The sequence below is a fragment of the Chryseobacterium sp. ZHDP1 genome (assembly GCF_018603435.1).
GTDB classification, from domain to species: Bacteria; Bacteroidota; Bacteroidia; order Flavobacteriales; family Weeksellaceae; genus Chryseobacterium; species Chryseobacterium indicum.
In genome coordinates this window covers 3,370,123-3,388,798 of the sequence record NZ_CP075682.1, presented here as the reverse complement: position 1 = coordinate 3,388,798, position 18,676 = coordinate 3,370,123, and the positions used below count along the sequence as shown (strand labels likewise).

Genomic DNA, 18,676 nt, shown 5'->3' with positions numbered 1-18,676 from the left:
CAGCAATCAAGTTTATATTATTAAGCATGATTTCAATAATTAATAGGATTGGAATCATGCTTTTTTGTACATTTATAGGAAAGCAAAAGGATGTCGCAAACACTTATCTTTGAAGACCAGTACAAGAAACTGGGATTCGAAACTTTTTCCGAAAACAATCTGCTCAATTTTAAAGACCACAAATACAAATCTGAAATTAAAATTTTCTATATTCCTGCAGGATACGAACTGTCTGTGGATTTTAGATATTATAAAACCGAAAATCCGGCTTTATTTTTTCTGACGAATCAGCATCTGCAAATGGAAAATGGAAACGACGAATCGCATATGATCTATTACAACCGTGATTTTTACTGCATTCAGATTCATGATAAGGAAGTTGCCTGTGACGGACTGCTTTTTCATAACGTGTTTGAAATTCCTTTTGTTGAACTCGATGCCGAAGAAAATTCTGCAATTCAACATTTATTTCAAAACATTAAAAACGAACTGGAATGGAAAGATTCTTCCGCAGAAGAAATGATCCGAACCTACGTTAAACAAATTATCATCCGCGCCACCAGAAAATGGAAAAAACAGAATCTGAATAATGATGAAATAAAAATTCCGGCGCACGAACTGGATGTTTTCAGGGATTTCAGCCGTTTGCTTGAAGTTCACTTTCGCGAAAAACATAATGTGGCAGATTATGCAGAAATGCTTCACCTATCCCCAAAAACACTTACGCACAAATTTAAAAATCTGAATCTGGAATCTCCCAACCAATTTATCATCAACAGAATCTTACTGGAAGCCAAAAGACTATTATTCTATACCGACAAAACGGTAAAAGAAATTGCCTACGATCTCGGCTATGAAGATCCTGCCTATTTCAACCGGCTTTTCAGTCAGAAAACAGGAAGCACACCTGCAAGTTTCAAAAAAAATTATATCTCGGGAAAAAAGTACAATAGTTAGTTCTTTTTGTGTATTTATCTGGAACGAAATCTGCAATACCTTTGTCACATCAAAATAACAATATTAAAACAAAAATATTATGAGACGTAACGCAACAGCCGTTTGGAACGGAACCATTAAAGAAGGAAAAGGACATCTTACCACACAAAGCACCACTTTAAACCAGACTCAGTATTCATTTAACAGCCGATTTGAAGACGGTGTAGGAACAAATCCTGAAGAATTATTAGCAGCGGCTCACGCAGGATGTTTCACGATGAAATTAAGCGCAGAACTTTCTCAGGCAGGCTATACTCCGGAAGAATTAACTACAAAATCTGTTATTACTTTGGATCCAAGCGCAGGAAAAATTACAAAATCTGAATTGACATTAACAGCTAAAGTTCCCGGAATTTCAGAAGAAGAGTTCCAGAAATATGCAAAAATTGCGGAAGAAGGCTGTCCGGTAAGTGCAGCATTCAACTTCGAAATTACTTTGGAAGCGACTTTGGCTAACTAAGAGTTTGAACGATTAAGATTTTAGTTAAGAAGTTAAGACTATTAAGCTCTTCACGTAAATTATTTAAAATCTTAATATCAGCATGAATAGGAACGGGCTTCAGCCCGTTTTTTCATTAAAAGAACAAATCAAAAGGCTTTAGCCAAAACTTAAAAAACTGAAGATTCAACTTAATTAACCTCAGTTCAGGATAAGAAATAAATTTAAACAATTAATTTATCGCAAAGAAAAACAAAAGATTTTTTTTTACTTATTGAAAGTTTACAAGCTAAACAAAGGCACTTCGTTTATTTAAAAAAGACAAAAATGGTATTACTTTGATAAGTTTTACGCCTTTGTATATCTTAAAAGCTGTATTCTTGATAATTGAATCTCTTTGTTTAACCTTGCGGTTAAGAAGACTTATCCCGGACTCAGGTTAATCTAACCTTTTTATTGGAAATTTAATGGTTTGATATAGATGGATATATTTAATCTCATTACAAAATATACCAATCGGTATATTTTGTATATATTTGCATCAATTCAACAGAAAATGTCAAAAGCAGAAAAGACAAGACAATTCATCATCGAGAAAACCGCAGCTTTGTTTAATACCAAAGGGTATAATTCTACATCACTTTCCGACATTACACAAGCGACGGGTTTAACCAAAGGAAGTATTTACGGAAATTTCGAAAACAGGGATGAAGTAGCTCTAAAAGTATATCAGTTTAACGCAGGTCTTCTGAAGAAAAATCTGCAAAAGTCTTTTGGTGAAGAATATCCTACCATGACTTCAAAATTATATGCTTTCATCGCATTTTACAGAAAAAACTGGAAAGTTGTCTTTCAGCACGGGGGTTGTCCTTTAATGAATGCTGCCACAGAATGTAATGATTCCTTTCCGGAATTAAGAAAAAAGGTCCGTCATTCTTTTCAGGACTGGATAAAAATGATTTCAGATACTATAGGGGAAGGACAAAAAAACGGAGAATTTAAGCCTGAAATTAATGCGGAGGAATTTGCATCCTTATTCATCATGATGATTGAAGGCGGTATTCTTTTATCCAAAACCACAGAAGACGAAAAATATCTCAACATCGCCTTAGACAGGATCTTACAGGTTATCGACAAAGAAATTAAACAAAATATCTCATAATTCATATGGATAAATTACAAATATTAAAATCATTCATCGGAAAAGAGTTTACAGAATCTCCTTCTCCCTTTATGAAATGGCTGAATCCTGTCGTTCTTTCGGCAGAAGAAGGACAATTGGAATTTCAGTATACAGTACGGGAAGAATGGCTGAATCCCATGGGAAATCTTCACGGAGGAGTTACCGCAGCCATTTTTGACGATGTTATCGGAGCCACCATGTTCTCTTTGAATGAAAAAAACTTTATTGTCACCATAAATAACAGCATCGATTATTTTTCAACAGCAAAAGAAAATGATATTATTGTAGCTGAAACTAAAATCGTCAAAAGAGGAAAGCAGTTTGTAAACGCACAGTGCGAAATCTGGAATGCAGATAAAACGCGCCTTATTGCAAGAGGAACCTCTAATTTATTCAAAATCAATAATTAAATGAAAAGAGTTGTCATTACAGGACTTGGCGCAGTGACGCCTTTAGGAAATAATGTTGAAGAATTCTGGAACAACAGCATCAACGGTGTAAGCGGAGCCAACAAAATCACCCACTTCGATACAGAAAAATTTAAAGTTCATTTTGCCTGTGAGGTTAAAAATTTTGATCCGAAAGTTCATTTAACACATAACGAAATCAAAAGAAGCGATCTTTTTTCCCAATACGCGATGTATTCCACAGCAGAAGCATTAAAAGATTCCGGATTGGAGCTTGAAAAAATGGATCCGTTCGACACCGGAGTAATCTGGGGAACCGGACAGGGCGGAATGTGGACGTTCGAAAGTGAAGTAATGGAATTTACCAAAGGAGACGGAACCCCAAGATTCAATCCTTTCTTCGTTCCTAAATTTATCGCCAACATGGCTTCGGGAATGATTTCAATGAAATTCGGACTTCAGGGAATCAATTATACAACGATTTCAGCATGTGCAACCGGAAATACTGCGCTGATGGATGCCTTTAACTACATCAGATTAGGAAAAGCCAAAGTGATTGTGAGCGGTGGTTCTGAAGCTGCGATTACCCCTGCTTCCATTGGAGGTTTCTCTATTATGAAAGCGATGTCTACAAGAAACGATGATTTTACAACCGCCAGTCGACCTTATGATGCAGAACGAGACGGCTTTGTGATGGGAGAAGGAGCCGGAGCCTTAATTCTTGAGGAATACGAACACGCCAAAGCAAGAGGTGCAAAAATGTATGCAGAATTGGTGGGAGCAGCCATGACAGCCGACGCGTATCACATGACGGCACCTCATCCCGATGGAGTCGGAGCCATTAAAGCGATGCAGTTGGCTCTACATGAAGCAGGAATCAACACAGAAGATATTGATTATATTAATCCTCACGCTACTTCTACTCCAATGGGAGATTTGGTTGAATTAAACGGAATCAATAAATTATTTAAAGGAAGTAAAAATCTCGACATCAGTGCCACAAAATCCATGACGGGGCATTTGCTGGGAGCAGCCGGAGCTGCGGAAGCCATACTTTCAATCAAAGCGATAGAAAACGGAATTATTCCGCCAACGATCAATCTTCACAGGATTGATGAAAACATCCCAAAAGATCTGAATATTGTTTTTGGAGAAGCGAAAGAAAAGAATATCAATTATGCTTTAAGTAACGCTTTTGGATTCGGAGGACACAATGCCACGTTGATTTTTAAGAAGTTTTCTTAAGCTTTTTGAATAAATCTCTGGAAGATTGAGCAGATAAAACAATTCTGTATCATCCACTCTTAATCAACGAAAAATAGTAATTTAATAGATTCTTCCTTCGTCAGAATGACAAACGTGCAGGAAATTTTTAATTTAGAAATAAAAAAAGCAGTCAAACCGACTGCTTTTCTGTTATGCTTTTAACCACTCCGATTTGGAAAGGTAATTCTGATCAGGATAATAAATAAAAAGAAGATTTCTTCCTTTAATGGTATTAATGATCGGTTTTGTTAAATCTCTCGGAACAGCAGGACAACCCCAGCTTCTGCCAATTCTTTTGTGCATAGCGGCAAATTCTTCGCTTACGTAATCTGCACCGTGCATAACGATAGCTCTTCTGTAAGCAGCATCATTAAATCCTTTGTCCATTCCAAGTAGTCTAAGAGAATAACCGTTGTCTCCGTCATACGTTGCATCCGTGATATAAAATCCTAAGCTGCTCTGCAACGAACTTTCCGTGTTAGAAAAATTCGTAGCAAATTCTTCGCCTGTATTTTTTCCGTGTGCTACTAATGAATTAAACAATACTTTTTTCTCATTCATGTCAATTACCCAAAGTCTTTTTGTGTTCGAAGACATAGAAAAATCGCATACCGTAAGTAAATGCGAATCTTCGTTAAGCAAACCTGCTTTCTTCATATTTTCAAAACCTGTTACCGCTTTGAAAAAAACTTCCTCATTAAGTTCGTGTCCCTGCTCGAAAACAATAGATCTGTATAATTCTTCTGATGAACTTACTGCTTTTTCGGCAGATTTCTCAGATTTCGTGTCGGCTAATCTTACAATTTTTTTTGTACTGATTTCATTCTTTTCGATTGCCTTTTTTGGAGACAAATAGAATGAAGTAGTAACGATGTAAGCTGCACCTAATAAGCTATACAATGCTTTCATTCACTATTTCACTATTATGTTAAATCCAATTGAGTCAGCAAATGTATAAAACATAATTAGGGTAAGCGTAATAACTCCACGAAGTTTAACGCAATTTAAGAAACTTTAACTTACTGATTTCGTGGGTACAAATCGGATTATTTTTCAGAATCTGCAACAAATTCAAGACTTACAGAATTCATGCAGTAGCGCAATCCCGTTGGCTGAGGACCATCATCAAAAACATGTCCCAGATGAGAATCGCATCTTTTACAGAGCACTTCTACCCTTTCCATTCCATAGGTAGTATCTCTTTTGTAATACACTCCTTCTTTATCTGCTTCAAAAAAACTTGGCCAGCCACAACTGCTGGAAAATTTGGATGTAGAACGGAATAAATGGTTTCCGCACACGGCACAGTAATATTCTCCAAATTCATCAAATTCATTGTATTTTCCGGTAAAAGGTCTTTCCGTAGAAGCTTCTCTTGCAATGGTGTATAAATCCGGAGCAAGAATTTTTTTCCATTCATCATTGGAAATATCGAGTTTTGAAGTGTCTGTTCTGGAGTAGTATGGATTGTTTTTTGCTTGGTTTTCCATAGAATTTTAAATATTTTTTATCAAAGACAAAATGTAAGCATCAAAACCGATGCCTTTGAGAAATGAAAATAACGAATTAAAAATTTTCACAACAATATTAACAGGTGAAATTTCACAACCAAATTTACTAAATTTGAGGATATGAATGATGAAGCCAAAAGAAAACAGCTCAGAAAATACAAAGCTTTTGCCACAGGATTATTTGTGTTGATGGCCGTTCTGTTTATCGGGACAACGTTGTTGCAAAAAACCATAGATTCTCATTGGATAGGTTACGTTCGTGCCTTTTCCGAGGCTGCAATGGTAGGAGCTTTAGCAGACTGGTTTGCCGTAACAGCCCTTTTCCGTCATCCGCTTGGTTTACCGATTCCGCACACCAATCTTATTGAAAACAGTAAGCAAAAACTGGGAGACAATCTTGGAAATTTCGTCGTAACGAATTTTCTTTCTCCGGAAAACATCAGACCTTATATCCAGAAATTAAAAATCTCGAATTTTGTGGGAGAATGGCTCGGAAAAGAAAAGAATCAGGATGTTTTGCTTAAAAACCTTTCGGATATTGTTCTGGATATTTTAAATAAGCTCGACGATTCGGAAGTAAGCCGTTTTATCAGCAAAAAAGTGTCTGAAATGACGGATACTATCAAACTGAACGCCATTTTAGGCAGCGGAATCAACTATCTTTTAGACAAAAACGATCATCAGAGGATTATTACCAATCTTTCTTCTCAGATTAAAAATTACATCGCTGAAAATGATGAAATGATTAAAGACCGCGTGAAAAAAGGAAGCTATACTTTTATCCCTGCTTTTGTGGATAATAAAATTGCGGATAAAATTACCACCGGACTTTCTGACTTTTTCAAAGAGATTGAACAGGATCCGAACCACGAAATACGAAATCTGATCACCCAGAAAATCTATGATTTCTCCCATGAACTTAAACAGGATCCGAAATGGGAAGAGGAATTTAAAAACATTAAAAATGATCTCCTCAAAAATGAGAAGCTGAATGAATATTCCAACGACATCTGGATTTCCATTAAAAATACGTTAACGAAAGAACTTCAGGACGATGAATCTTCATTAAAAAAATATCTGTCTAAAAATCTGAATGAATTTTCACAGAATTTAAAAAATGACGAAAATTTTCAGAAAAAAATCGACGATTGGGTTCGTGTTACCGCTTACAAATATATTCTTAAAAACACCCATCAATTCGGAAACCTCATCAGTTCTACCGTCGGAAACTGGCAGGGAAAAGAATTAAGCGAAAAGCTGGAGCTGGAAGTAGGAAAAGATCTTCAGTTCATCCGTGTGAACGGAACGATCGTCGGTGGTTTGGTAGGGCTGATTATTTATACGATTGCGCATTTTTTTCTTTAAAATCATAAAAAAAGAGTTCAGGCGAACTCTTTTTTGTTTTTCAGAAATTTCAACAAATTATACAGAGAGGCGACTTGCTCTCGTCAAAATTTCCTTATTAATATCTTGAATCAATTCCGGACCTTCGTAGATGAAACCTGTGTACAACTGAACCAACGTTGCTCCTGCATCCAGCTTTTCAAGCGCATCTTTTGCAGAATGAATTCCGCCTACTCCGATGATCGGGAATGCTCTGTTGCTTTTATCAGAAAGATATTTGATCATTTTTGTGCTTCTTTCACGAATAGGTTTTCCACTTAATCCGCCGTTTCCGATTTCCGCTAAAACTTCAGGTGACGTTTTCAGACCTTCCCGGTTCACTGATGTATTGGAAACTACGATTCCGTCGATTTTTGTTTCTGCAATCAGTTCAATGATTTCATCTAATTGATTGTTATTCAGATCCGGAGCAATTTTCAGCAGAATTGGTTTCTGTACAGATTTCGACTGGTTGATTTTTTTCACTTCCGTAATCAGTTCACGAAGGTAATCTACATCTTCCAGTTTGGCGTGGCTTCCAACATTCGGACAGCTTACATTCAGCACAAAATAATCTACGTAAGGATGAAGCCCTTCAAAACATTCCAGATAATCCTGCGTGTAATTTTCGGGAGAAGTATTCGTATTTTTTCCGATGTTACCCCCGATGATAATTTTTCCTTTGTTGCCTTTCAGTTTTTCAATCGCTGCTTCCAGACCGTCGTTGTTGAAGCCCATTCGGTTGATAATTCCGCCATCTTCAATTAAACGGAACAGTCTTTTCTTAGGATTTCCCGCCTGAGCTTTCGGCGTTACGGTTCCGATTTCTACAAATCCAAAGCCTAAATCTCCCAATTCATTAAATAAAACTGCATTTTTATCGAAACCTGCCGCTAAACCAACAGGATTTTTAAATTTCAACCCAAAAACTTCTCTTTCCAGACGTTTATCCTGAATAGGTTTCGGAAAAAATAGTTTGGTAAGAAATCCAAAATTTTTAAGCATCGAAAAAGTAAAATGGTGTACTTCTTCAGGATCGAATTTAAAAAGAATCGGGCGAATAAGCGATTTGTACATTGAAAAAAAGTTTTACAAAAATACTCATTTTAAAATTAATGTTCGGTTAATGTATGATATTTTATGGAAAAAGGTATTATCAATGGTATCTATAAAAATAAATATCTCATTGGCAAATCAATGGATAATTTTTGACGTAAAGTTTCAATTTTCTATGTTCTTGTATAAGAGCAAAGAGGAATCAACGAGTTGATTTGATGAAGCAATTTAGTTATTCGGTAAAATATAAACCTCATAGGTTTTTAAAAACCTATGAGGTTTGAATGAGTTCTAATAGATTTACAACAACAAGAAAGAGCCAGAATAATAGCTGTAAAAGTTAAGAATATGTACTCAAATCAAAATTCAAAATATCCCCTACTTTTTTGAAATCATCATCTATCGTGGCATTTACAGTAATTCTTTCGTTAGAAACCGGATGATTAAATGTCAGTTGATGCGCATGAAGTGTCATTTTGTTGATCTCAAATGTCTGAAGCCACAATTTATTCTGTTTATTGCAGCCATGTTTTCGGCATCCTAAAATCGGGTGTAAAATGTGTTTAAAATGTTTTCTCAGCTGATGAAATCGTCCCGTTTCAGGGATGGCTTCCACCAAACAATATCTGGAAGTCTGATGTTTTAAAAAGGGTAAATCGATCTCTGAAGTCTGCAGACGGCGATATCGAGTGACTGCATTTTGTTTGACTTCATTTTCGTTAACCAGATCATAATCAATTGTTTCCTCTTCCTTTGTCCAGCCTCGAAGAATGGCAATGTATTTCTTTTCAACCTGTTTTTCTTCAAACTGAGTGCTCATCATTCTTAGTGTATCTTTATCTAAAGTAAACAGCAAAACGCCCGAAGTTTTCCGGTCTAAACGATGGACAGGATACACTTTTTGTCCGATCTGCTTTCTCAGTTCCTGAATCGCATACGTATCGGCTTCTCCCGAATAAAAAGATTTATGAACCAACAATCCGCTGGGTTTGTTGATGGCAATAAGATGTTCGTCGCGATAAAGAATTTCTAACATCAGGCAAAAGTAGAAGATTTATATTTATTCTTCAAACATATGACCAGATCATTAAGAGAATGTTTTGAATGATTGATTCATGGTATACTCTGCCAAATACTGAAATTTTAACATTTAAAATGTTTTTTTGAAAAATATAATTTCTATTTTCGCGCAAATTTTTAACCATGAAAAAGCTATTATTTACTTTACTGCTGAGTATTTTTCCATTAATTTCTTTCGCCCAGAACTCAGATTCACTGAGGTTGGGAAAATCCAACAGAGAGTTTTTTATCAAAGGAAATCAGAAATTTAAATTTTCCGAATATAAAAAGGTATTTACCAATCCTGAAGCGCTGAACTATATGAAGAAAGCGAACACCAACAGTACGGTTTCTCAGATTTTCGGAGCGATTGGCGGTGGTTTTATCGGTTTCGGATTAGCAAAACAGATATTACGCACCAAAACAGCTTATCACAATGGCGTAGCTTACGAAGTAAAAGATAAAAGCGGCTGGGGATTGGTAGGAATTGGAGCAGGATTTGTGGGAATCGGGATTCCTTTCGCGATCAGTTCCGGAAAAAATCTGAAGAAAGCTGTGGATACGCAAAACCAGAATCCGGAAGGCGGAGAGGCAAAAACTGCTTCTTACAGGTTAGACATCACAGGAAACAGCATCGGATTATCCTACAATTTCTAAAATATACAGGAGCAGTTTTTACAACTGCTTTTTTTATGCTGTTCTTAGTAGTCCTGATTGAACGGCATGTCTGAGCTCTTTTTCTTTATTCAGCGTGGCGGCTCCGCCGCCACGCTGAATAAAGAAAAAAGCGAGTAGTGAAAGCAGGTTCCCGACTCCTGAAAATTAAAAATGTAAATATTTGCTGTCTATTGACGGCTTTTTTTATTGAATTTCATGGAATTGGGATTCAAATTCATATTTTTGCACTTTCAGACGTTAAAAAATTATGGCAAAGCAAGAAGATGTTTTCAAGAAAGTGATTTCTCACGCTAAAGAATATGGTTTTATTTTCCCTTCGAGTGAGATCTACGATGGTTTATCCGCAGTTTATGATTATGGACAGAACGGAGCCGAGTTAAAAAATAATATCAAGCAATACTGGTGGAAAGCGATGGTACAGCTTAACGAAAATATTGTGGGTATTGATTCGGCGATCCTTATGCACCCAACAACATGGAAGGCTTCGGGGCACGTAGACGCTTTCAACGATCCATTGATTGATAATAAGGATTCTAAGAAACGTTTCAGAGCAGACGTTTTGGTGGAAGATTACTGTGCTAAAATTGAAGATAAGGAGAATAAGGAGATTGAAAAAGCAGCAAAAAGATTCGGTGAGGCTTTTGATAAAGAACAGTTTGTGGCAACTAATCCAAAAGTATTGGAATACAGAGCCAAAAGAGAAGCGATTCTTTCCAGACTGGCAAAATCTTTAGAAAATGAAGATCTTGCTGATGTAAAAGCGTTAATTGAAGAGCTGGAAATTGCTGATCCTGACACGGGTTCTAAAAACTGGACGGAGGTAAGACAGTTCAACCTGATGTTCGGGACTAAATTAGGTGCTTCTGCAGATTCTGCAATGGATCTTTATTTAAGACCGGAAACTGCGCAGGGAATTTTCGTTAATTTCCTGAATGTACAGAAAACCTCACGTCATAAACTGCCTTTCGGTATTGCACAGATCGGAAAAGCGTTCAGAAACGAGATTGTTGCAAGACAGTTTATCTTCAGAATGCGTGAATTCGAACAGATGGAAATGCAGTTTTTCGTAGCTCCGGGAACAGAACTTGAATTCTACGAGCAATGGAAGCAAAAGCGTCTGAACTGGCATTTAGCTTTAGGTTTGGGTGACGAAAATTACAGATTCCATGATCATGAAAAACTGGCTCACTACGCGAATGCTGCAGCAGATATTGAATTTAATTTCCCTTTCGGTTTCAAAGAACTGGAAGGTATTCACTCAAGAACGGATTTCGATTTAAAAGCGCATGAAGAATTCTCAGGCAGAAAACTTCAGTTCTTCGATCCGGAAAGAAACGAAAACTATGTTCCGTATGTGGTGGAAACTTCGGTTGGTTTAGACCGATTGTTCTTGGCTTTATTCTCTCATTGTTTAAGAGACGAAGTTTTGGAAGATGGCTCAGAAAGAACGGTTTTATCTTTACCTCCGGCTTTAGCGCCCATTAAAGCAGCGATTCTTCCGTTAATGAAGAAAGACGGATTGGCAGAATATGCAGAACAGATTTTCAACGATCTGAAATATGATTTCAACTTATTCTACGAAGAAAAAGATGCGATCGGAAAACGTTACAGAAGACAGGATGCGATCGGAACACCTTACTGTATCACGATCGACCACGATTCTTTAACGGATCACACGGTGACGATAAGAGACAGAGACACAATGCAGCAGGAAAGAGTTTCGGTTTCAGAGTTGAGAAGAATTATCGACGAAAAGACAAGTTTCAGAAATTTACTTTCTAAAATATAGACCGAAAGCCTTGAGAAATCAGGGCTTTTATTTTTTTAAGAACATATCCCCGAATTTGCTATTTTTGAAATTCAAATTTTAACCATGAAAAAATTAATACTTTTAGGGTTGGGTCTTATTCAGACAATTGCATATTCTCAGACTCAGGATCTGGCTTCTTTAGCCTCAGGTAAAAATGTAGGGATGAATGCGCTGTTTGATACCAAAGACAATCTTTACGGCTATGTTTCTATTTATTCCTACGGGAAAACAGACAATAAAAAACAGAAATTCGAATACGTTATTTTAGATAAAAACCTGAATCCGGTTGCGAATAAGGAATTTGAAGCGGGACTTCTGGTTTCCAATTATTTCGGATATGTGGATTTTAAAGGGCAGATTATTCTTCAGCCTTCGGACATCAATTATCTTCAGGCTTTTTCCAAAGATGCAGCGGCTCCCGTTTCTATGGTCATAGATCCTAAGACCAATACAGTAAAGCCTAAAGTGTATTACGATTATCAGGAGGACGGAACGTTTAAAGAAATCTCACAGCCCAAAACTTTTAAAGAGGAAAGAAAAGAAAACCGCGCCGAGAAGAAAGAGAAAGGCTACAATTATGTTTCTGCGGTAGGAGAAATTAAGGAGGGAGGTTATCTGGCTTTGGAATACAACGATTACGGAAAATACATCAATAAAAACAGCCTGATTAAATTCGACGATAACAAGAAAGAGATCTGGCGATACAGCTACAATACAAACGGAGATAAAAAAGTTTTTTCGGATCTTACCATTTTGGAAAAGGACGAAAACCGCATCTACGGAATCCTGAGAAAGGTGAATGATGACGACAAAACTTTTTCTCTTCTGGTGATTGATATGAAAACCGGAAAAGAGCTTTCTAACAAACCGATAACGGGACTTTCGCCGGAAACCATTTATAATATTGATGCTTTAAGCGGAATTGATAATGACAAAACTTTTGACGATAAAGTGGTTTTGCTGGGAAGAAATTATATTTCCAAAGAGAACAGAGGCTTTGCAAGATTTATTCTTGATAAAAACAATTATAATGTAGATCTGAAAACCATCAGCTACAAACCGGATCTTTCCAACTACATTCCAAAACTGAGCGCAGACGGAGGCGTAGAAAACGGCTATTATCTTCAGACAAAGGATGCATATTTTATGAGCGATGGCAGTGTGGGAATTCTTTCAGAGAAATTCAAACCTGCAGGACAGTACAATGCTCCGAAAACGACCGATCTGGTTTACATCAACACCGATAAAGATTTTAAGGTAAAAGACGTACAGGTCTTTGAAAAAGAAAAATCGAAGTGGGTAAACAGCGATTATCTTTTTTCTCAGTATCTGAATGACGGTAAAGATGTTGTCTTTTTCTTCCGCGATTATCAGAAAGATCAGGTGACCAAAGAAAAGAAGTGGAATCTTTTTATCAATACGATTATTGACGGGAAATTCAAGCAGGAAGTTGTTCCTATTTCAGAAAAAGATAATTATGTGGTAACACCGTATGTAGCAAAAGAAGGTTATATTCTGCTGCGTGAATTCAATGAAAAAGAAAAATTCAATAAAATCCGTCTGGAAAGGCTGAATTATTAAGAGCTGATTTAAATTTTATACTAAATTAAGAATCCTGACCTTCGGTCAGGATTCTGTCGTTTGATAATAATCTGCAATATTTTTAATTTCATCGAGACTCAGGTTCCACATAAAGTTCAGGAACTGCTGATAGCTTTCACTTTGATTTTTGGGATCTACCCGATCTAAATATCGATTTAAATTGTAGTTTTTTCTCGCTTCATAAATCTTGGCAAAACATTTCCCGAGCCAGCTTTTATAATACTTTTCCTCTTCGTTATCCTGCAAAAACTGAAGACTTGCATAAATTCCGACTCCGTAATCTTCAGAGTGATAAAAATTGGGCAAAGTTTCCATTCTTGCGATTTTTTCTACCGTAGAATAAGAATCGGAAGGTTTTTCATCCGGAACATCATTTTTAAGTTCAGGAAACAATTTTTTGAGGTTATTGATTCTTAAAACCATTTCAGGATGAGATTTCAGAGAATCTTTATTCAGTTTTTCCTTGAAATGATTGTAATTATACAGAGAAAAATCTTCTTTTTTCAGCCATTTGTCTTTAAATTCCTGCTTCGGAAGATTGAAATATTTTTTGTAAGTTTCCAATTTCAGCTCTCTTGGCGAAATGGTATCAAAATCTTCCAGTTTTTTCAGAGCATTTACATATTCTGCTTTTTTAAAATCACTGTTTTTAAAAACCACATACCCTAAAGAATCAGCCTGCATTTCCTGCTTTCTGTTTTCAGCCCCTTTTCTGTAGATTCTGTTTTTCATCACATCAAAAGCCCTCTGATTACGGTTTTCCTTCGTCGATTTTATATCCTGAACAACCATTCTGTCCATTTTATCCTGTTCGATCATGCTCAGAAAAGTTTTCAGCGTATGCTCGGAAATTTTATGTCCTAATTCATGGGAAATTACGGCAGCAAGCTGATCGTCATTATTCAGCCAGTTGAAAAGCCCCATATTGATCACAAAAGTGCCGTCTGCAAAACAGTATGCATTCGGAGTGTTGTCTTTGGCGATAAGGATTTTTAAATTTTGAGGAATCTGGGAATTGTTTTTTCTTAACCGTTCAATAAGATTTTTAACCTTTGCATCAAACACAGAATTGAAAGCAAAATCTTTTTCCTTCACTTTTTTTTCAAATTCTTTATCGAATTCTTTATAAATTTTAGAAAGCTCATTTCCTGTCTTTCCCGGATAATCGGATCTGCTTTTTTTGCTTAAACTTTCAGTATTCGCCGTAAAATTTTTCAGAAATTCTTTTCTCTGGACGTAATCTGCCGTATCGAGCGGTTTATACATCTGTCCGAAAATGGTGATAATGAAATGGATAAGAAATAGGGAAATTAGTTTTTTCATCATTTTAGTTCAATAATCACAAAAATAAATCATTTCGTTTCATGTTTTCAAATTTATTTTAAATTTGTTTAAGATCAATTGCTATGACAATTCTTATTTATTTTGTGACATTTATTGTCATTGCCGTACTTCTCTTTTATGTTTTGGGATATGGTTATATTTTCAACGGAATATCCAAAACCTATTTAAGGGGAAAACTCAGCGCCAATATTGATGACGGAACCTTGTTTTCCGGCAACCTCATCGCTACAGAATCTCCTGAACTTTGGGAAGAATCTCCCGAATACAACAAAAAACAATTACCGAAAAATATCGTTGAAGATTTAACAAAATCCAATACCGCATCTTTTATTGTGGTGAAAAACGGAAAACTGCTTCACGAACAGTATTGGAACGGCTATAATCAGCTGTCGAAAACCAATTCTTTCTCCATGGCAAAAGCGGTTACGGTAATGCTTTTGGGCAAAGCGCTGGAAGAGGGAAAAATTAAAAGTCTTGATGATAAGTTTTCGGATTATTTTGAGGAATTTAAAAATAAAGATTTTGCTAAAAATTTAACTTTAAAACATCTGGCTCAGATGGAATCGGGACTGAACTGGGATGAAAATTACAAGAATCCTTTTCTGCCCAATGCGAAAGCTTATTACGGAAAAAATTTAATGAACGCTACTTTTTCGAGGAAATTTAAAGAAAATCCGGGGGAAAGATTTGAATATCAGAGCGGTTCTACGCAGCTTTTAGGTTTTGCCATTAAAAAAGCTGTCGGACAGTCTTTGGCAAGTTATTTATCCGAAAAATTCTGGATTCCGATGGGAATGGAGCAAAATGCAACATGGAGCACGGATGAAAACGGAATGGAAAAAACGTATTGTTGCATTCATTCCAACTCCAGAGATTTTGCAAAACTGGGACAGTTATTTCTTAACGACGGAAAAGTTGAAAATAAGCAAATTTTAAATCCGGATTTCATCAAGAAAATGCGTACTCCGACTAAAAATTCTGAGGAAATTTACGGAATGGGATTTTGGATCAATCATGACAATCCTATAAAGCATTATTACTTTTTAGGGCTTCAGGGACAATACATCATTATGATTCCTGAACATGATATGGTGATTGTAAGAACCGGAAGCTATAATAATCTTCCGAAAAACGACAGAGGAAGGCCGGATCAGGTGAGATTTCTGGTGAATGAAACGGTAAAAGTATTTCAATAAAAACATGGAAAAATACAGCCCGAAAGTTGATGAATACATTGAAAAATCGCAGGATTTTGCAAAACCTATTCTGAATTATATCCGAGAAACCGTTCACGAATTCTGTCCTGATGCAGAAGAAGCGATTAAGTGGAAGTTTCCCACGTTCCTGTATAAAGGGAAGATACTTTGTTCAATGGTTGCTTTTAAACAGTATTGCAGTATGGGATTCTGGCTTCATGATGAGATGTCATCGCTGAAAGAGTTTGAAACAGATACCGAAAAAACGAATATGTTCAGTTTGGGTAAAATTACAGAAACAGAAAATCTTCCTTCAAAACCTCAGCTTAAAAAGATGATTACTGAAGCAATGGAACTGACGGATATGGGCGTTACTTTGAAAAAAGCAGCTCCATCGAAAACAGAAACAGAGGTTCCTGATTATTTTCAAAATGCTTTGAATGAAAATGAAAAAGCTCTGGAAATCTTTAAAAAAGCTTCGCCCTCTTTCCGTAAAGATTATATCAACTGGATCACGGAAGCTAAAACGGAATCAACCAGAAACAAAAGAATGGAACAGGCTTTAGAGTGGATCTCTGAAGGAAAAGGCAGAAACTGGAAGTATGAAAAAAGATAGTTTTAAATTTAATGAAATCTAAAATTTGCCTCTTTAAGCGTATTATTTTTTAGAAAAGCCTCATATTCGGGAGACAGCTGTTTTCGTCCGAAAGTATTTTCGCCGCTCATGCTTCCGAGACGTACTTTATCTTTTCCGTATTTTCTGTTCATCGCATCCATTGCTTTCATCACCGGCAAATGCAGATTCTGTGTATCTTCTTCAAAAAGATTGATGAGCCTTTGATCTTCCGGTACAAAATCGTTCACAATAACGCCTGCTTTTTTATAGTGAAACCCTTCTTTAAAGATATCTTCAAACAGTTCATTTACGACTCTGCCAATTAAAATCGATGAATTGGTGGGATTGGGAAGAATTCTGGTTACCGCATTCCGGTACTCCGGAAGATCCTTCCTGAAACGGTTGGTCTGTACAAAAACCGTTACCATTTTGCAGCAGGTATTCTGTTTTCTCAGGCGTTCCGAACAGTACATCCCGAAGGTTTCCACACGTTCGCGAACATCTTCTTTTCTGGTAAGCATTTCCATGAAGCTTCTGGTTACAGCAATGGATTTTTTCGGAGACGGAGCATCCAACTCCAACTGACGGATTCCTTTCAGTTCGTTCACCATTCTTACTCCGTGAATTCCCATGATCTTCCGAACCCACATTTCAGGCTTTTGAAGAAGATCCCACGCTTTATGCACTCCATTATCATGCATTTTTACGGCAAGACGTCTTCCGATTCCCCAAACGTCACCAATTTTTAACCATTTTAAGGCTTTTTCAATTTTTTCAGGGGCATCTAAAATATAAATTCCGTTAAACTTTTCGGGAAATTGCTTTACAATCCGGTTTGCCACTTTACATAGAGTTTTTGTAGGCGCAACTCCTATACTTACCGGAATTTTTTCCTGCTCATCAATCTCATTTTTGATTCTGAGACAGTAGTCGTAAATATCGATATATTTGAAACTTTTCAGATCCAGAAAAAGCTCATCAATTTTATCGAAAGCTTTTGATAATGTGGATTATCGAAACTTAAAAAAAATCAAAAGCCCAAAGAATAAAAACATAATTATCAAACATTTAAACAATTAGCTTAGGACTTAGGCTTTTGATTTTAATATTTTTAGCCTAAACTTTTAAGAAAATCTTTAAGTTTAGGATTCTTTTCCCAAGATCTTTCTGTATTGCTTTCAGGAAGAACATTTACATAGACAGACTCCAAAGCCTCTCTTTTTTGTTTTGAATCAGCACGCGCATATATTTCAGTAGTCTGTATACTTTTATGACCTAAGAAATCTCTGATATAAACTATATTAACACCACCTTGTAACAAATGCATTGCTTTTGAGTGTCTTATAATATGAGGACTAATTGTTGCTGGTATTAGATTTTCATTTTGTAATCTGGCTATCGTGGCATATTTTTTTAAAATATATGTTATTCCAGCGGTTGTCAACTTTTCTCCTATTCTATTAAAAAATAATGGGCTCTTTTCTTTTCCAAACCTGTTCAATCCGAAATCTTCAATATATCTTTGTAAGAGATCTATCTGTTTTTTTTGTAATGGAATAATCCTTTGCTTATTTCCTTTACCAATTAATCTAATGGTACTAGGATTGTCAAATCTAATTGAATCCGGTGTTAGATCAGCGATTTCTTGAACACGAGCACCACTGTCATATAAAAGTGCAATTAAAGCTAAATCTCTTCTGGAACTTCTTGAGTCTAACGGAATCTGATCTAAAAGTAATTTTATCGCATCTATAGACAAGTAAGTAAGTTTTTCAGTTGTGTACTTCTTTAATTTTATAGAACGTATATTCTGCCATTCCGAAATTCTCATAGGTTCCTCATACTGCAGATATTTACAAAAAGATTTAATCGCTGCACATCTTTGATTTCTAGTTGAAATTTCATTTTCATGTTCTACCTCAAGCCATTTTAAAAAATCTAAAACTGCATTTTTATTTAAATGTTTGAGCTCTAAATTATCTGCATTTATATTTTTTACATTCTTCATAAATACTAGTAAAAGCGTGAAAGAATCTCTGTAAGCTCTTATAGTATGCTTTGACGAATTACATTCTCCTATAAGGTATCTTATAAAAAAGTTTTCCAAATGTTTAGCAAAATCTGTCATAG

18 protein-coding genes and 1 pseudogene are annotated in these 18,676 nt (G+C 36.1%); 11 read left to right on the top strand and 8 right to left on the bottom strand.

Translation table 11 applies throughout. The features are described from left to right. Window positions 1-90 precede the first annotated feature (90 nt). The 5 genes from KKI44_RS15460 (at window position 91) to fabF (ending at window position 4,270) form a co-directional block, all read left to right on the top strand. Window positions 91-957: a helix-turn-helix domain-containing protein gene (locus KKI44_RS15460; RefSeq protein WP_214588186.1), complete on the top strand. Its 867-nt coding sequence runs from the start codon at window positions 91-93 to the stop codon at window positions 955-957. A 79-nt stretch (window positions 958-1,036) separates the two neighbouring features. Continuing rightward, complete coding sequence (locus KKI44_RS15455; protein WP_076391534.1) at window positions 1,037-1,456, top strand: OsmC family protein; 420 nt, start codon at window positions 1,037-1,039, stop codon at window positions 1,454-1,456. 535 nt (window positions 1,457-1,991) lie between these two features. Beyond that, window positions 1,992-2,597, top strand: coding sequence for a TetR/AcrR family transcriptional regulator (locus tag KKI44_RS15450; protein ID WP_214588185.1), 606 nt, complete (start codon window positions 1,992-1,994; stop codon window positions 2,595-2,597). A gap of 5 nt (window positions 2,598-2,602) precedes the next feature. After that, on the top strand, window positions 2,603-3,028 hold the full coding sequence (locus KKI44_RS15445; protein WP_214588184.1) for a PaaI family thioesterase: 426 nt from the start codon (window positions 2,603-2,605) through the stop codon (window positions 3,026-3,028). After that, window positions 3,029-4,270, top strand: a complete 1,242-nt coding sequence (fabF, locus tag KKI44_RS15440; RefSeq protein ID WP_214588183.1) for a beta-ketoacyl-ACP synthase II — start codon at window positions 3,029-3,031, stop codon at window positions 4,268-4,270. Window positions 4,271-4,441: 171 nt separating this feature from the next. Here the strand turns inward: fabF and KKI44_RS15435 are convergent, their stop codons facing one another. After that, window positions 4,442-5,200, bottom strand: a complete 759-nt coding sequence (locus tag KKI44_RS15435) for a murein L,D-transpeptidase catalytic domain family protein (protein WP_214588182.1) — start codon at window positions 5,198-5,200, stop codon at window positions 4,442-4,444. Between the two features lie 137 nt (window positions 5,201-5,337). Then, the gene (msrB, locus tag KKI44_RS15430; protein ID WP_214588181.1) at window positions 5,338-5,781 is read right to left on the bottom strand and encodes a peptide-methionine (R)-S-oxide reductase MsrB; all 444 of its coding nucleotides are present in this window, start codon (window positions 5,779-5,781) and stop codon (window positions 5,338-5,340) included. A 141-nt stretch (window positions 5,782-5,922) separates the two neighbouring features. Between msrB and KKI44_RS15425 the strand changes: the two genes are divergently transcribed. Beyond that, window positions 5,923-7,167, top strand: coding sequence for a DUF445 domain-containing protein (locus KKI44_RS15425; RefSeq protein WP_214588180.1), 1,245 nt, complete (start codon window positions 5,923-5,925; stop codon window positions 7,165-7,167). A gap of 57 nt (window positions 7,168-7,224) precedes the next feature. Here the strand turns inward: KKI44_RS15425 and KKI44_RS15420 are convergent, their stop codons facing one another. Then, on the bottom strand, window positions 7,225-8,262 hold the full coding sequence (locus KKI44_RS15420; protein ID WP_214588179.1) for a quinone-dependent dihydroorotate dehydrogenase: 1,038 nt from the start codon (window positions 8,260-8,262) through the stop codon (window positions 7,225-7,227). A gap of 319 nt (window positions 8,263-8,581) precedes the next feature. Beyond that, on the bottom strand, window positions 8,582-9,277 hold the full coding sequence (locus KKI44_RS15415; protein WP_214588178.1) for a pseudouridine synthase: 696 nt from the start codon (window positions 9,275-9,277) through the stop codon (window positions 8,582-8,584). A gap of 167 nt (window positions 9,278-9,444) precedes the next feature. Here KKI44_RS15415 and KKI44_RS15410 point away from each other — a divergent pair, with 167 nt between their 5' ends. The 3 genes from KKI44_RS15410 to KKI44_RS15400 all read left to right on the top strand — a co-directional run bounded on the left by KKI44_RS15410 (window position 9,445) and on the right by KKI44_RS15400 (window position 13,369). Then, a complete protein-coding gene (locus KKI44_RS15410; RefSeq protein WP_214588177.1) occupies window positions 9,445-9,957 on the top strand; it encodes a hypothetical protein in 513 nt (170 codons plus the stop codon). Between the two features lie 268 nt (window positions 9,958-10,225). Further along, complete coding sequence (locus tag KKI44_RS15405) at window positions 10,226-11,767, top strand: glycine--tRNA ligase (protein WP_214588176.1); 1,542 nt, start codon at window positions 10,226-10,228, stop codon at window positions 11,765-11,767. A gap of 84 nt (window positions 11,768-11,851) precedes the next feature. Further along, window positions 11,852-13,369 (top strand): hypothetical protein, encoded by a 1,518-nt coding sequence (locus KKI44_RS15400; protein ID WP_214588175.1) that lies wholly within the window; start codon window positions 11,852-11,854, stop codon window positions 13,367-13,369. Between the two features lie 45 nt (window positions 13,370-13,414). On the opposite strand, the gene KKI44_RS15395 is transcribed toward KKI44_RS15400, so the two are convergent. Next, window positions 13,415-14,713, bottom strand: a complete 1,299-nt coding sequence (locus tag KKI44_RS15395; protein ID WP_214588174.1) for a M48 family metalloprotease — start codon at window positions 14,711-14,713, stop codon at window positions 13,415-13,417. 83 nt (window positions 14,714-14,796) lie between these two features. Here KKI44_RS15395 and KKI44_RS15390 point away from each other — a divergent pair, with 83 nt between their 5' ends. Both KKI44_RS15390 and KKI44_RS15385 read left to right on the top strand, forming a co-directional pair. Beyond that, window positions 14,797-15,930, top strand: coding sequence for a serine hydrolase domain-containing protein (locus KKI44_RS15390; RefSeq protein ID WP_214588173.1), 1,134 nt, complete (start codon window positions 14,797-14,799; stop codon window positions 15,928-15,930). Between the two features lie 4 nt (window positions 15,931-15,934). Then, a complete protein-coding gene (locus KKI44_RS15385) occupies window positions 15,935-16,546 on the top strand; it encodes a YdeI/OmpD-associated family protein (RefSeq protein WP_214588172.1) in 612 nt (203 codons plus the stop codon). Window positions 16,547-16,554: 8 nt separating this feature from the next. On the opposite strand, the gene KKI44_RS15380 is transcribed toward KKI44_RS15385, so the two are convergent. From KKI44_RS15380 to KKI44_RS15375, 3 genes and pseudogenes are all read right to left on the bottom strand, one after another. Beyond that, entirely contained in the window at window positions 16,555-17,388 is an 834-nt protein-coding gene (locus KKI44_RS15380; RefSeq protein ID WP_250902077.1) for a DUF4113 domain-containing protein, read from the bottom strand. 51 nt (window positions 17,389-17,439) lie between these two features. Next, window positions 17,440-17,484, bottom strand: a pseudogene (locus KKI44_RS22725) (hypothetical protein); the annotation flags it as partial. 173 nt (window positions 17,485-17,657) lie between these two features. After that, window positions 17,658-18,674, bottom strand: a complete 1,017-nt coding sequence (locus KKI44_RS15375) for a site-specific integrase (protein WP_250902076.1) — start codon at window positions 18,672-18,674, stop codon at window positions 17,658-17,660. Window positions 18,675-18,676: the final 2 nt, after the last annotated feature.

Coding starts and splice junctions, on each gene's coding strand:
- KKI44_RS15405 (WP_214588176.1), top strand. CDS start 10,226: ATGGCAAAGCAAGAAGATGTTTTCAAGAAAGTGATTTCTCACGCTAAA.
- KKI44_RS15410 (WP_214588177.1), top strand. CDS start 9,445: ATGAAAAAGCTATTATTTACTTTACTGCTGAGTATTTTTCCATTAATT.
- KKI44_RS15415 (WP_214588178.1), bottom strand. CDS start 9,277: ATGTTAGAAATTCTTTATCGCGACGAACATCTTATTGCCATCAACAAA.
- fabF (WP_214588183.1), top strand. CDS start 3,029: ATGAAAAGAGTTGTCATTACAGGACTTGGCGCAGTGACGCCTTTAGGA.
- KKI44_RS15390 (WP_214588173.1), top strand. CDS start 14,797: ATGACAATTCTTATTTATTTTGTGACATTTATTGTCATTGCCGTACTT.
- KKI44_RS15450 (WP_214588185.1), top strand. CDS start 1,992: ATGTCAAAAGCAGAAAAGACAAGACAATTCATCATCGAGAAAACCGCA.
- KKI44_RS15375 (WP_250902076.1), bottom strand. CDS start 18,674: ATGACAGATTTTGCTAAACATTTGGAAAACTTTTTTATAAGATACCTT.
- msrB (WP_214588181.1), bottom strand. CDS start 5,781: ATGGAAAACCAAGCAAAAAACAATCCATACTACTCCAGAACAGACACT.
- KKI44_RS15400 (WP_214588175.1), top strand. CDS start 11,852: ATGAAAAAATTAATACTTTTAGGGTTGGGTCTTATTCAGACAATTGCA.
- KKI44_RS15460 (WP_214588186.1), top strand. CDS start 91: ATGTCGCAAACACTTATCTTTGAAGACCAGTACAAGAAACTGGGATTC.
- KKI44_RS15395 (WP_214588174.1), bottom strand. CDS start 14,713: ATGAAAAAACTAATTTCCCTATTTCTTATCCATTTCATTATCACCATT.
- KKI44_RS15385 (WP_214588172.1), top strand. CDS start 15,935: ATGGAAAAATACAGCCCGAAAGTTGATGAATACATTGAAAAATCGCAG.
- KKI44_RS15425 (WP_214588180.1), top strand. CDS start 5,923: ATGAATGATGAAGCCAAAAGAAAACAGCTCAGAAAATACAAAGCTTTT.
- KKI44_RS15420 (WP_214588179.1), bottom strand. CDS start 8,262: ATGTACAAATCGCTTATTCGCCCGATTCTTTTTAAATTCGATCCTGAA.
- KKI44_RS15445 (WP_214588184.1), top strand. CDS start 2,603: ATGGATAAATTACAAATATTAAAATCATTCATCGGAAAAGAGTTTACA.
- KKI44_RS15455 (WP_076391534.1), top strand. CDS start 1,037: ATGAGACGTAACGCAACAGCCGTTTGGAACGGAACCATTAAAGAAGGA.
- KKI44_RS15435 (WP_214588182.1), bottom strand. CDS start 5,200: ATGAAAGCATTGTATAGCTTATTAGGTGCAGCTTACATCGTTACTACT.